Origin of the sequence: Terrisporobacter othiniensis, from assembly GCF_000808015.1 — a bacterium.
Taxonomy (GTDB): Bacteria; Bacillota; Clostridia; order Peptostreptococcales; family Peptostreptococcaceae; genus Terrisporobacter; species Terrisporobacter muris.
In genome coordinates this window covers 1-14,355 of the sequence record NZ_JWHR01000021.1, presented here as the reverse complement: position 1 = coordinate 14,355, position 14,355 = coordinate 1, and the positions used below count along the sequence as shown (strand labels likewise).

The following is a 14,355-nucleotide window of genomic DNA, read 5'->3' as shown; positions in this document are numbered from 1 at the left end:
AATTATAGAGGTTATGAAATAAATCAAGATGGAGAAGAAGAATTAAGAAAATCCATAGTAGATCTTTCTAATATATCTGATCTTAGTGTAAAAAATGCACTGATGATTACAAAATTTTTAGATAAAGTGGTGAGAATACAAAGTATAAGAGTTTATAATGATAAAATCATAGGCAAAAACATAAATCTTATTAATGAAATAGATATAAGAAAAAGCAAAGAACAATTTGTAAAAGAAAATCTTATGAAGGAATCTGTTCATAATATAAAATATGATGATAATAATGTTTTTGATGAAACATCATATAGTGAGAGTAAATTATATTATAAAAGAAATATCAATAGCATAGATGAACTATTAAAATTGAAAAATTTACTGGATTTGAAATTAATTAATAAAGATGAATTTAATCTTTTAAAAGAAGATCTTTTAAAGAATTAATTATAAAAATTAATTATGAAAGATTGACTATAAGATAAATAAAAAATTCGCTTTACTCATGTGGGCTATGCAGTGGCCTAAGGTGATAACAAAATGTTTTGTTAACAGTTTGTTCAAGAGAAAGCGGATTTTTTATTATAAAGAATTACTATTTATTTTTGTAGCTTTTTATGTATGATTATTAATAACAAGTTTTACAGGCTATGTATCCATTTTTCTTTGCAGTACTTTCGCTCATTTTTATGGCATCCTTCATTCCATGGGCAGTGGCGCTTTTATGATATTTGTTTGAAGAAGAAGATCCTCCATTAGCATATACATATTTAGTAGCTGAACCAGAAGAACTACCATTAGAAGAACTACCAGAAGAAGTTGAGCCACTTCCAGGTTTTGTAGCAGTTACTTTTTGAGATGAATATTTATTAGTTTTTACCCACCATTTCTTTCCGTTTGCGTTAATTTTAATATTTCCATTTCTATCAGTTCTATAAACATCTATATTTTTGTCATAACTTATATATCTTTTTAAAGCATTTGCAGAAGGATGGCCATATTTTTTACCATCAGTACTTATGATTATTTTTTCTGGATCAAATCTTTTTATAAAAGAAGAAGATGAAGATCCAGCAGAGCCATGATGTGGCATTTGAAGAATATCCACATTATATTTTTTTGCTGCACTTTCTGCACCCTTTTCTGCGTCACCAGTTAATAAAACTTCTAAATTTCCATAGTCAATATAAGTCATTACAGAGTCTTCATTGTCTGATGAGTAATTTTTGATACTATGTACAAATTCAAATTTAGCTCCACCACTACTTAATTTTGTTCCACTTTTAGCATCATAAATTTTACATCCTGATTCTTTTTTAGCTAAACTTAAAACTTCTTTTGCAGTTTTAGTACTATATGATGTATCTTTTGGATAATAGAATTTTTTTACCTTCATATTTTGGAAAACATATTTTAGACCACCTACATGATCTGCATCTGGATGAGTAGATATAACGTATTCTAAGTCCATGGATTTTTCTTGGCTTTTAAGATAATTTACTACCTTTTTGCCATTGCCAGCTGTTCCAGCATCTATTAATATATCATCACCACTTGGTGTTTCAATATATATGGCATCTCCAGCTCCCACATTAATAAATTCGATTGTCATATCTTGTTTTTTTGCAGGATATGAGTTTACATAAGTTCCAGCAGTCATAAGAACAGCCAGTCCTAAGGATAATAATTTTTTACTTAATTTCATTTTGATTCCCCCTCACATTTCTAGTAATATTATACATTTTCAAACGACATTTTTAAATGATTTTCAGTGAATTATTACAATAATATTGGTTAATTTATATAATTATACAAATATTTTCAACAACATGATTTCATATTTAATTCATTGACAAATGTTATTTAAAGAAGTATTCTGTTAGTATCCTAACAGAAAAGAGGTGTTTCAAATCAACAAAGAAAAAATGGTTGGCTTCGAAATTAAAACTGTACATAATCTTTTAAAACGAAACTTTGAATCTTCACCCGTTCATAAAAAACTGGAAAATTTGACAGGAATGCAAAGATGGGTAATAGGTTATTTAAGTGAGCATGAAGGAAAAGATATTTTCCAACGTGATTTAGAAGAGGAGTTTTCTGTTCGACGCTCAACTGCTACGGGGATTTTACAGTTGATGGAGAAAAATGATTTAATTACTAGGGAAGCAGTTCCTCATGATGCTAGACTAAAAAAATTAGTTCTAACACCTAAAGCCATTGAAATAGGGAAAATGATAACTGAAGGAATAATAGAGCATGAAAAAATGCTTTGTGAGGGGATTTCTCAGGAAGATTTAGATGTATTTTTTAAAGTAATGAAACAAGTTAAAACAAATTTGGAAAAATAAGCTGCTACTTTTAGCAGCTTTAATTTAAGTAATATTGTTAGGGAGCTTACAAAAATAAATAATTACTTACTTATAAGGGGGAGATATTATGCTTAAAACTTTAAGTGCTCAAGTAAAAGAGTATAAAAAAACATCCATATTAACACCAATCTTTGTTATATGTGAAGTTATAATGGAACTTTTAATTCCTTTACTTATGGCATCCATAATAGATAAAGGTGTGTCAGATGGAAATATGAACCATGTATTCATAGTAGGGGGGATAATGGTTCTTATGGCCATGTTTTCATTATTATTTGGTGTGTTAAATGGAAAAACTGCAGCAAAGGCAAGTGCAGGATTTGCAAAAAATCTTAGAAAAGGAATGTTTGAAAATATACAAAGTTTTTCTTTCTCTAATATAGATAAATACTCAACAGCAGGTCTTGTTACTCGTATGACTACGGATGTAACAAATGTGCAAAATGCCTATCAAATGATACTTCGTATGTGTACACGTGCGCCAATGATGCTAATTTGTGCTGTAATAATGTGTATATCTATAAGTCCAAAACTTAGCTCATTATTTTTTGTAGCTATAGTATTTTTAGGAATTTGTTTAGCAATAATCATAAGAAGTGCTCATCCTATTTTTATAAAGGTATTCCAAAAGTACGATGATTTAAATGCTAGCGTACAAGAAAATGTAAATGCAATTCGTGTTGTTAAAGCTTATGTAAGAGAAGATTATGAAGTGAAAAAATTTGAAAAAGCTGCAGACAATGTTTATAAATTATTTGTTAAGGCTGAAAGTATATTATCATGCAATATGCCAGTTATGATGTTAAGTGTTTATGCTTGTATATTAGGTTTATCATGGTTTGGTGCAAAAATGATAGTAGGTGGAGCTTTAACGACAGGTCAACTTGTAAGTTTATTTAGTTATATTATGAATATAATGATAAGTTTAATGATGTTATCTATGGTATTTGTCATGATTACCATGTCAAAAGCTTCGGCAGAGCGTATTGCAGAAGTTTTGGAAGAAAAAAGTGATCTTACTAATCCAGATACTCCTGACTTTGAAATAGAAAATGGAGACATAGATTTTAATAATGTTAGTTTTGCTTACAAAAAGGGAAGTGAGAAATACGTACTTCAAGATATTGACCTTCATATAAAATCAGGAGAAACTGTGGGAATAATTGGAGGAACGGGTTCTTCTAAGTCAAGTTTAGTTAGTTTAATATCACGTTTATATGATGTGAGTGAAGGTGAAGTTTTAGTAGGTGGAAAAGATGTTAGAACTTATGATATAGAAACTTTAAGAAATGAAGTATCAGTAGTTTTACAAAAAAATGTGTTGTTTAGTGGAACAATAAAAGAAAATCTTCGTTGGGGAGATAAAAATGCTAGTGATGAAGAAATAGTTAGGGCTTGTAAACTTGCCTGCGCAGAGGAGTTTATTGACACATTACCAGACAAGTATGACACATTTATAGAGCAAGGTGGAACAAATGTATCAGGTGGTCAAAAACAACGTTTATGTATTGCAAGAGCATTACTTAAAAAACCTAAGATATTAATTCTTGACGACTCAACAAGTGCAGTAGACACAGCAACAGATGCTAAGATTAGATCTGCATTTGCAAAGGAAATACCTAATACAACAAAAATAATAATTGCACAGCGTATATCAAGTGTGAAAGATGCTGATAAAATTCTTGTTTTAGATGATGGTAAAATAAGTGGATTTGGTACTCATAAAGAATTACTAGAAAATAATGAAATATATTCTGATGTTTATAATTCTCAAATGAAGGGAGATGATGAAGAATATGAAATCGCAAAATAGAAAAGAAATGATGATTAAAAAACCTACAGAAATTAATCAAAATCCTTTAAAAATAATTAAAAGATTAATGGGAATAATTCTAAAAAATTACACACCTCATTGTATCGTAGTTTTAATTTGTATATTTGGTTCTGCCTTTGCTAATGTTAAGGGAACTTTATTTATGCAAACTTTAATAGATGATTATATTCTTCCTATGATTAACCAATCTAACCCGGATTTTGGACCATTAGGAATAGCTTTATTTAAACTAGCTTTATTATTTATAGCAGGAGCACTAATGACTTACGCCTACAATAGGATAATGGTTAATGTATCACAAGGTACTTTAAGAAAAATACGTGTGGATTTATTTACTCATATGGAAAGCTTACCTATAAAATATTTTGATACTCACTCTCATGGAGATATAATGAGTATTTACACAAATGATACAGATACTCTTCGACAAATGATTGGTCAAAGTATACCACAATTAGTCAGCTCTGTGGCAAATATAATAAGTGTATTTATAAGTATGGTAATTTTAAATATACCTTTAACTATTCTTACAGTTATTATGGTTAGTATAATGGTTTCTGTCACAGGAAAAGTAGCAGGAAAAGCTGGTGGATATTTTGCTAAGCAACAAAAATCAATCGGTGAGTTAAATGGATATATAGAAGAAATGATGGATGGGCAAAAGGTTGTAAAAGTATTTTGTCATGAAGAAGAAAGTATAAATAAATTTAATGAGCTAAATGAAGAATTATTTGACAGTGCAAACAATGCTAATGGATTTGCTAACATACTTATGCCAATAAACGTAAATTTAGGAAATTTAAGTTATGTAATTTGTGCCATAGCAGGTTCTGTCTTAGCAATAACAGGATTTACTTCGTTTACTCTTGGAGGCCTAGCATCTTTTTTACAACTTAACAAAAGTTTTAACCAACCAATAAGTCAGGTGAGTCAGCAGTTAAACTCAGTAGTTATGGCTTTGGCTGGTGCTCAGAGGATATTTAATTTGATGGATGAAGAAAGTGAATTAGATGAAGGATATGTTACTTTAGTAAACGTAAAAGAAGATAAGAATGGTAATTTAACTGAATGTGAAGAAGTAACAGGAACTTGGGCTTGGAAGCATCCACATAGTGATGGTAGTTTAACACTGACTAAACTTCAAGGAAATGTGGTATTTAATGATGTGGACTTTGGATATAATGATGAAAAAACAATTCTTCACAATATAAAATTATACGCAGAGCCAGGACAAAAGATTGCTTTTGTTGGTGCAACAGGAGCAGGTAAAACTACAATTACAAATTTAATTAACCGTTTTTATGATATACAAGATGGTAAAATTAGATATGATAATATAAATATAAACAAAATTAAAAAGCCAGATCTTAGACGAAGTTTGGGAATAGTCTTACAAGATACACATTTGTTTACAGGAACTGTGGCAGACAATATAAGATACGGAAAATTAGATGCCACTGAGGAAGAAGTAATTTCAGCTGCAAAACTTGCCAATGCCCATGGATTTATAAAAAGATTACCTAAAGGTTATGACACAGTACTTACTGGTGATGGTGGAAACTTAAGTCAAGGTCAAAGACAGTTACTAGCCATAGCTCGTGCAGCGGTAGCTAATCCTCCAGTATTAATTCTTGATGAAGCAACAAGTAGTATAGATACAAGAACAGAACATTTAGTTCAAGATGGCATGGATAGTTTGATGCTTGGACGTACAACTTTTGTTATAGCTCATAGATTATCAACAGTTAGAAACTCAGATGCTATTATGGTTTTGGAGCTGGGAAGAATAATTGAAAGGGGTAATCATGAATCTCTTATTGCAAAAGGTGGTAAGTATTATCAACTATACACTGGAGCTTTTGAACTAGAGTAGAATAATTTAAAGGAAAAGACTTTATATATATATTTATATAAAGTCTTTTTTAGTATCAATAAAATAAATTTTTTAATCATATAAAATTTTATGTGTATTATCCTACTAAGGTTTGTAGATTTGTGGTAAAATATGTATTAATATTAGGGTTTTTTAAAAAGTGATTAAAAGGGGAATAAATATGTTATCAATATATAATAAAATTAGTGATTATATATTAGTCTTAAATTTTGATGGAGAAGTGATTTTTTGTAATGAAAGTTTATTAAACAGATTAAATTATAGTATGGATGAAGTATTAAACTTTAATATGAGTAAATTAATAAATAATATTAATACAAAAGCAAACAAAAACAATATACTATGGATATGTTGGAAGATCTTTTAGATAATATGGATACTTCTGCATTTATTGTTAGTGATAAAGGACAATATTTATATGTAAATAAAATTTATGCTGATTTGTTAAATAAGAAGAAGGAAGATATAATTCAAACTTATAATAATGAACATTGGAATTATGAAACTTATAAAAATTATGAAAAAAATAATAGTGAAGTTTTCAAGATTAAAAGACCAAAAATATTTAATGAAAGAGCAATAGTTGGAAGTCATGAATGTTGGTACAAAAGTTATAAAGCACCAATATTTGATGATAATGAAAATCCAAAATATATTGTAGGAACATGTAAAGATATTAGCTTAACAAAAGCCGTATCAGAAGAGCTGTACAAAAATTACAATACAGCAATACTTGGAAAGAACTTAAAAGAAATAGAAAAATATAACTATGATCCAAAGAAATCATTAAGTGACATTGCTACACATATATTTGAGTATACAAAAGCAGATGGAATGTCATTACTAATATATAATGAAAAAGAGGAGCATTTAAAGTCAACTATAAATTTAGGAAGTATAGCACTGCCATTAAAGAAGGATGAATTTATAACATTGAAAAAGAAAGAGTTGCAATCACATATATACAGACCTTATTGTAACTCAATTATTGCCAAAGAAGAATTGCATATGATATTAAATAAAGATGATTTACAGGTTGATGATTTTGATTATTTTGGAAGTTATACTATAGAACTGCATGATGAATTTATTGGATTAATAGGAATAAGTTATAAAAAGGGTAATTATCCAAGATTTAATTGTGATGAGTTTATGATACATATATGTAATATAATAGCCATGACAATTAAAAATATAAGATTGTCTGAAAAAGTATGCATGGAAAGTAATAAACGTAAGTATACAGAAAAAGAGCTAGAACGTTACTTAAATATTTCAGTAGATTTGATGGCAATAGTGGGAGCTGATAATTATATAAAACGTTTAAGCAATAGCTGGGAAAATGTTCTAGGATGGAGTGAAGAAGAATTACTATCCATGAAAATTACTGATATTATAGACCCAAAACAGGTACAAGATTTTCATAAAGTAAAAAAATCTGATTTAGTAGGAAGAGTGACTAGAGATATTATTAAATTCAGACATAAAAATGGAAAAGATATTTACCTTGAATGGAGTAGTGAATATATACAAGATCAACAACTTTATATAACAGTTGCTAGAGATATTACTAAAAAGTTGGAAATAGAAAACGAAAAAAGAAAATTGGAAGAAGCCGTAAAATTGGAAGTGGCAAAGAATGAATTATTTTCAAATATGTCTCATGAATTTAGAACGCCAATTAATATTTTATTAGGTACTACTCAGGTAATTAGTAGAAATATAGAGAATAATAATATTGATGTTAAAAGTTTAAAAAAACATTGTAAGTATATAAAACAAAATTCCTATAGATTATTGAGACTGGTAAACAATCTTATTGATATAAATAAGATGGATATAGGAGTATATAACCTTAGATGCTCAAATCAGAATATTATAAATGTAATAGAAGATATAACTCAATCTGTAGTTGTTTATACAAAAAATAATAAAATAAATCTATTATTTGATACAGATGAAGAAGAAGTTATTACTTATTGTGATCCAGACAAAATAGAAAGAATAATGCTAAATATTTTATCGAATGCAGTAAAGTATACTCCAGAAGGTGGATTTATTAATGTGAATATTAAAACAACATCAGAAAATGTTATTGTATCCATAAAAGATAATGGTATTGGTATACCACAGGAAAAATTAAATGTTATTTTTGATAGATTTGAACAAGTGAACAGTTTATTAACTAGGAGACGTGAAGGTAGCGGAATTGGGCTATCCATAGTAAAAAATCTAGTGGAAATGCATGGTGGAAGTATAAGTGTGTATAGTGAAGAAGGAAAAGGTTCAGAATTTGTATTTACTATTCCTATTAAATTTAAAGAAGGAAGTAATGAAGAATATGATATCGACAGAAAAAATAAACATGTTGAAAGATGTAATATAGAGTTTTCTGATATATATAGTATGTAAAATATAAGTTTATATAAATTTTATAAAGAAATAATATGTAAGTTGAAGTAATAACCTTCATACTATAGAATTATACTTATTAGTGATAAACTAGTATAGGTATAAAATTTATAAAGGGGATATTATAATGAAAGTATTATTAATAAATGGAAGTCCACATAAAAATGGATGTACTTATACTGCATTAAGTGAAGTTGCAAAAGGTGGTAAGTATTATCAGTTATATATGGGAGCATTTGAACTGGAATAGTAGAAAAATTAAATAAAAAATAATTTGAAAGTGTACAATATTGTACGCTTTTTTTAGTATGAAAAACGTTTCAAATAGAGGATGAACTTATTTAACTATCCATGGTATTTTATATGTAAAGTTTATGTAAAAATAAGTTATCAGAATTATTAGAAAATTAATTTATTCTTAACCTCAGCTTAACCATAACTTAATATAAAACACATAGAATAAATCAATAAAAAATGTAGCCTAAAGATTGCCAAAGTAAAAAGTATATTAAAAAATGATTAAGGAGGAGTAATTATGAGATCAAATGTTTTTAGAAAAATGCCAGTTGAAAATTTAATAAGTCATGGTCAAGAAGGAAAGGGTTTAAAAAAGGTTTTAGGTGCATTTGAGTTAACAATGTTGGGAATTGGGGCAATAATAGGTACAGGAATATTTGTTTTAACGGGTGTAGCAGCAGCAGATTATGCAGGGCCGGCTTTGGTATTATCATTTATCATATCAGGAATGGCATGTGCTTTCGCAGCATTATGTTATGCAGAACTATCAGCAATGATACCGATCTCAGGAAGCGCTTACACATTTGGATATGTGGGTCTTGGAGAAATATGGGGATGGATAATTGGGTGGGATTTAATTTTGGAATATTGTGTAGCTGTGGCTGCAGTATCCATTGGATGGTCAGGCTATATGGTCAATATTTTAAACTTAGTTGGTATCCATTTACCACAAGTATTAATTGCAGCACCAGGAAGTGGAGGAATAATCAATTTACCAGCAATATTAATATTGTCTCTAATAGCAGGATTACTATTGCTTGGTGCAAAAGAAAGTGTAAAATTAAATAATATACTAGTAATAATTAAAATTTCGGTTGTTTTATTATTCATTGTATTAGGATTTAGTCATGTTGAACCTGCAAACTGGCATCCATTTATGCCTTATGGTTGGAGTGGAGTATTCTCAGGAGCTGCAATAGTATTCTTTGCATATATTGGATTTGATGCCATATCAACTGCAGCTGAAGAAGTTAAAAATCCACAAAAAGATTTACCAAAAGGAATAATAGGTTCTTTGTTAATATGTACAGTGCTATATATAGTAGTTTCTGCCATATTAACAGGAATGGTTCCTTATTTAGAATTCAAGGATAACGCAGCGCCAGTAGCTTATGCCTTGGCAAAAGTAGGTATTAGTTGGGGATCTGCATTAGTTTCAGTAGGTGCAATTTGTGGTATAACTTCTGTTATATTAGTTATGATGTATGGTAGTACTAGATTATTCTACGCTTTATCAAGAGATGGATTAATTCCAAAGGTATTTAGTCAAGTTTCACAAAAAAGAGGGACACCTAACAAGAGTATAGTATTAGTATTTGTTGCAACAGCTCTTGTGGCTGGATTCTTACCAATAGGAAAGGTAGCAGAATTAACTAATATGGGTACATTGGCAGCCTTTGTTGTAGTATCTTTATCTGTTATACTTCTTAGAAAATCTAGACCTGACTTAAATAGACCATTTAAGGTTCCTTTTGTGCCTGTAGTTCCAATACTTGCAGTTGGATTTTGTTTATTCTTAATATTTCAACTTCCAACTTTTACAAAGATTGCATTTTTAATCTGGATTACTATAGGATTTGTAGTATATGCATTTTATGGTTATAAGCATAGTGGATTGAACAAAACAGAAAGTGAAAAAATAGAATAGCAGCAGAGGGGCTATGCCTAAAATATAGTGCTAGCTCCTATTTTTTTATTCTAAAAAACTTTGTACATATAAAAATACCTAGTAGTTTGTTTGTTTAAAGTTTGAAGAATTTTACAAATTATACTAGAATATATAAGTAAAGGATAAAATTTATAAAGGGGATGTTATAATGAAAGTATTATTAATAAATGGAAGCCCACATAAAAATGGATGTACTTACACTGCATTAAGTGAAGTTGCAAAAGCTTTAAATAATAATGACATAGAAAGTGAAATATTTCATATAGGTATGAAGGCTATGCAAGGATGTATTGCTTGTGGAAAATGTTATGAAACTGGTAAATGTGCTTTTAATGATGAAGTTTACAATAATTTATTTGAAAAAATAAAAGAGGCTGATGGAATTGTTGTAGGGTCACCAGTTTATTATGCAGGACCAAATGGATCTTTATGTGCTTTATTAGATAGATTATTTTATTCTGCATCTTATTTGTTGACTAATAAACCAGCAGCTGCAGTAGTAAGTTGTAGAAGAGGAGGAGCAAGTGCAACATTTGATCGTTTAAATAAATACTTTACAATAAATCAAATGCCAGTTGTATCATCTCAATATTGGAATTCTATTCATGGTAATACCGCTGAGGAAGCTAAACAAGATTTAGAAGGTCTTCAAGTTATGAGAACTTTAGGAAATAATATGGCTTGGATGATAAAAACTATGAAAAATTCTAAGGAAGAATTACCACAAAGAGAAAAAAGAGTAGCTACTAATTTTATTAGATAGTATAATGATAATAAATTAAGCTCAAAATTAATAAACATATTGTATTGCTGTAATAATACAATATGTTATTTATTAGTTTTTAATAATTTAAATTTAATAATAATCAAAATAATAAAGCTCTAGAAATAAGCAAATAAGCTTGTTTTAGGGCTTTATTATTTTTTATATAAAACTATATTTCAAAAAGTGCTTGATAAATAAATTGTATTATTGTACTATTGTATTAAATCATTAATACAATGAGGTGGTGAAAAAATGAGTTGGACTATTGATAATAATAAGCCTGTATATATACAATTGGTGGAACAATTAAAATCGAAAATAATCTCAGGAGAATTTAAAGCTGGAGAAAAAATAGATTCTGTAAGAAGTTTGGCAGAAGATGCACAGGTAAATCCAAATACAATGCAAAGGGCATTGGCAGAGCTGGAAAGAGAAAACTTAGTTTTTAGCAAAAGAACTAGTGGAAGGTTTGTTACTGATGATAAGGAGAAAATTAAATCTATGAAAAAAGAAGTTGCCAGTGAGGAAATAAAAAATTTAAGATTAACCTTAGAAAGGTTTGGTTTTAGCAAAGAAGAAATAATTGAGCTAGTGATTTCTAATATAAAGGAGGAAAACTAAATGGAGAGTGTAGTAGAGTTTAGAGATGTTTATAAAAGTTACAGTAATAAAGATGTTTTAAAAGGAGTAGATTTAAATATTCCAAAGGGTAAAATTATAGGCCTACTTGGACCTAATGGTAGCGGAAAAACTACAATGATAAAGCTAATGAATGGACTACTTCAACCAGATAAGGGTAGCATAGAAATAAAGGGTTCAAAGCCATCTATCGAAACTAAAAAAGTTGTTTCTTATTTACCAGAGAAAACTTATTTAAATGATTGGATGAAAGTTAAAGATATATTAGGTTTTTTCCAAGATTTTTATGAAGACTTTGATATGGAAAAAGCGGATAAAATGATTGAAAGTTTAAAAATAGATAAAAATGAAAAGTTAAAAACCATGTCTAAAGGTACAAAGGAAAAAGTTCAGTTAATTTTAGTAATGTCCAGAAATGCGGATTTATATATACTTGATGAACCTATAGGCGGTGTTGATCCAGCAGCAAGAAGCTATATACTTAAGACTATATTAACTAACTATAACGAGAATTCAACTTTATTAATAGCAACACATTTAATTAGTGAAATAGAAAATATTTGTGATGATGTAATATTTATATCAAGTGGTGAAATAGTACTCCAAGGAAATGTGGACGAAATTAGAGAAGAAAAAGGAAAATCTATAGATGCATTATTTAGGGAGGAATTCAAATGTTAGGTAAATTAATGAAATATGAATTTAAAGCTTGTGGAAGAGTATTTTTCCCTTTATATATAGGAATATTATTTTTAGCTATAGCAAATGGTGTAAGTATTGGTTCTTCTCTTAAAGATGAAGGCGGGGCTATGATGGATCCCAACGCTTTAAATACTCAATCAATATTGACTTTAGTATTAGTTGCGTTATTTGTTGCTCTATTTGTAATTACCATAGTACTTACAATCCAAAGATTTAAGAAAAATTTACTAGATGATGAAGGTTACTTAATGTTTACACTACCTGTAAAAAGTAGCTCACTAATATTATCAAAGTTTTTAGTGGCTTTAATTTATGCAATTATTAGTGGTATTGTTGCCATCCTATCATTTACAATAATAGGTTTAATAGGTGAAAACATCAGTTTAAAAGAATTAATAGAACTTTTTAACGTATTATCACTACAAAATATATTTGTTGAAGGTTCAGAGTTTATTGTTTATATAATACTAAGTATGTTAGTAAGTTATAGTATATTTGTATTAACAATATACTTGGCTTTATCTGTTGGTCAATTACCACAGTTAAGTAAGCACAGAGTAGCCGCTGGAGTAATATTATTCTTCATAATAAATTTGATTGTTAGTAATATTCAACACTTTGTGAGAAGTAATCTTTTAGGTGGAGTGACAGAAATAGAACTTACAAATAATGTTGTTGTTTCATCTTATGCATATTTATCAGTTGATTTATTAATAAGTATTGTTATAGGAGTTGTATTATTTTTATTAACTAATTGGATTTTGAATAAAAAATTAAATCTTGAATAATAAATAAAGACTTGGAGAATTACTCCAAGTCTTTTTATATGGATTAATTCAATTAAAATTGCTACTATTATAAATAAGAAAAGAAAGCATTTGAATGGAGAAGAGTATATGAAAATTGGGGAAAATAAAAAAATATCATTTTTAACTTTTAACAAAATTGACGCTGAAATTTTGGAACAATATCTAAATGAAATGATAAAAGAAGGATGGTTGTTAAAGAAGATAAAAAATTATCATTTGACTTTTGAAAAAACAGATAAAAGAAATTTAAAATATAATGTTGATCCTGTGGGAAGAGACTTTTACGGAGATAATTATAGTAATGAAATCACATATATAGAATACTGTAGGGAACTTGGCTGGGAATATATTTGTGGAAACGATATTTTTAAGATATGTATATCAGAGGATAATAATAAAGAGAAAATTAAAAGTAAGCCTGCTGAAAGTATAAAATCACTCGTAATAACTGATGTGATTTATTTAGTAGCTTTTATATTGTTAGCTAATTACATTTTTAAAGATAAGGACTATTATATGGGTTCATCTTATATGGAATTTATATCAAGTTATATAGGAGTTAGTTTTTATATTTTTGGAATGTTAGTTTTAATATGCTTAGCCATATTTTTATTTTTAAGAATAATTTGGTATTTAAACTATTTTGTAAAAAAACGATTTAGACATAGAAATCTAAGAGAGATAAAAATAATATCTGTATTTAGTGTAGGATATTTTTATATGCTTATAACCTTATTAATATTAAATTTAGCAATAACTTTATTTGATGGATTTGGAATATCTCCAAGAGTTTCCCATTCAAAAGAAAGTTTACCTATAGCATTGGAAGATTACCATATAAAAATTCAATCTGAACGTGATAGTGAATCAACTATATACAAGTCATTTTTAGCTAAATATTATTCTTTTTATGATACAACACATTATTATGATGATAATTTAGGAGAGGAAAATAGTGAAGGATATTTAT

At 28.3% G+C, this 14,355-nt stretch carries 13 protein-coding genes and 1 pseudogene; 13 read left to right on the top strand and 1 reads right to left on the bottom strand.

Annotation, left to right across the window (positions count from 1 at the left end; genetic code table 11):
• Positions 1-441: pseudogene (locus QX51_RS01675) on the top strand (AAA family ATPase); the annotation flags it as partial.
• 181 nt (positions 442-622) lie between these two features.
• Here the strand turns inward: QX51_RS01675 and QX51_RS01670 are convergent.
• Complete coding sequence (locus QX51_RS01670) at positions 623-1,699, bottom strand: ComEC/Rec2 family competence protein (RefSeq protein WP_052232816.1); 1,077 nt, start codon at positions 1,697-1,699, stop codon at positions 623-625.
• A 196-nt stretch (positions 1,700-1,895) separates the two neighbouring features.
• On the opposite strand from QX51_RS01670, the gene QX51_RS01665 reads away from it, so the two are divergent.
• The 12 genes from QX51_RS01665 to QX51_RS01615 form a co-directional block, all read left to right on the top strand.
• Positions 1,896-2,342 (top strand): MarR family winged helix-turn-helix transcriptional regulator, encoded by a 447-nt coding sequence (locus tag QX51_RS01665; RefSeq protein WP_152607193.1) that lies wholly within the window; start codon positions 1,896-1,898, stop codon positions 2,340-2,342.
• Positions 2,343-2,430: 88 nt separating this feature from the next.
• Positions 2,431-4,176, top strand: a complete 1,746-nt coding sequence (locus QX51_RS01660; protein ID WP_039678175.1) for an ABC transporter ATP-binding protein — start codon at positions 2,431-2,433, stop codon at positions 4,174-4,176.
• A complete protein-coding gene (locus tag QX51_RS01655) occupies positions 4,160-6,070 on the top strand; it encodes an ABC transporter ATP-binding protein (protein WP_242842671.1) in 1,911 nt (636 codons plus the stop codon). Before QX51_RS01660 ends, QX51_RS01655 begins: the two co-directional genes overlap by 17 nt.
• A gap of 181 nt (positions 6,071-6,251) precedes the next feature.
• Positions 6,252-6,458, top strand: a complete 207-nt coding sequence (locus QX51_RS01650) for a PAS domain-containing protein (protein WP_039678173.1) — start codon at positions 6,252-6,254, stop codon at positions 6,456-6,458.
• Complete coding sequence (locus tag QX51_RS19260) at positions 6,440-8,503, top strand: ATP-binding protein (protein WP_161791884.1); 2,064 nt, start codon at positions 6,440-6,442, stop codon at positions 8,501-8,503. The genes QX51_RS01650 and QX51_RS19260 overlap by 19 nt, the downstream gene beginning before the upstream one ends.
• 127 nt (positions 8,504-8,630) lie before the next feature.
• Positions 8,631-8,753, top strand: a complete 123-nt coding sequence (locus tag QX51_RS21535) for a hypothetical protein (protein WP_330376023.1) — start codon at positions 8,631-8,633, stop codon at positions 8,751-8,753.
• A 285-nt stretch (positions 8,754-9,038) separates the two neighbouring features.
• Positions 9,039-10,448, top strand: coding sequence for a branched-chain amino acid transporter BcaP (locus QX51_RS01640; RefSeq protein WP_039678172.1), 1,410 nt, complete (start codon positions 9,039-9,041; stop codon positions 10,446-10,448).
• 169 nt (positions 10,449-10,617) lie between these two features.
• Positions 10,618-11,232 carry a flavodoxin family protein gene (locus tag QX51_RS01635; protein ID WP_039678171.1) on the top strand — a complete coding sequence of 205 codons (615 nt, stop codon included), beginning with the start codon at positions 10,618-10,620 and terminating at the stop codon, positions 11,230-11,232.
• 255 nt (positions 11,233-11,487) lie between these two features.
• Positions 11,488-11,856, top strand: coding sequence for a GntR family transcriptional regulator (locus QX51_RS01630; RefSeq protein WP_039678170.1), 369 nt, complete (start codon positions 11,488-11,490; stop codon positions 11,854-11,856).
• Complete coding sequence (locus tag QX51_RS01625; protein WP_039678169.1) at positions 11,857-12,555, top strand: ABC transporter ATP-binding protein; 699 nt, start codon at positions 11,857-11,859, stop codon at positions 12,553-12,555. It begins immediately after the preceding gene.
• Entirely contained in the window at positions 12,549-13,364 is an 816-nt protein-coding gene (locus QX51_RS01620; protein WP_039678168.1) for a hypothetical protein, read from the top strand. Before QX51_RS01625 ends, QX51_RS01620 begins: the two co-directional genes overlap by 7 nt.
• Positions 13,365-13,472: 108 nt before the next feature.
• A partial coding sequence (locus tag QX51_RS01615; protein ID WP_039678167.1) for a DUF2812 domain-containing protein occupies positions 13,473-14,355 on the top strand: 883 nt, incomplete at its 3' end.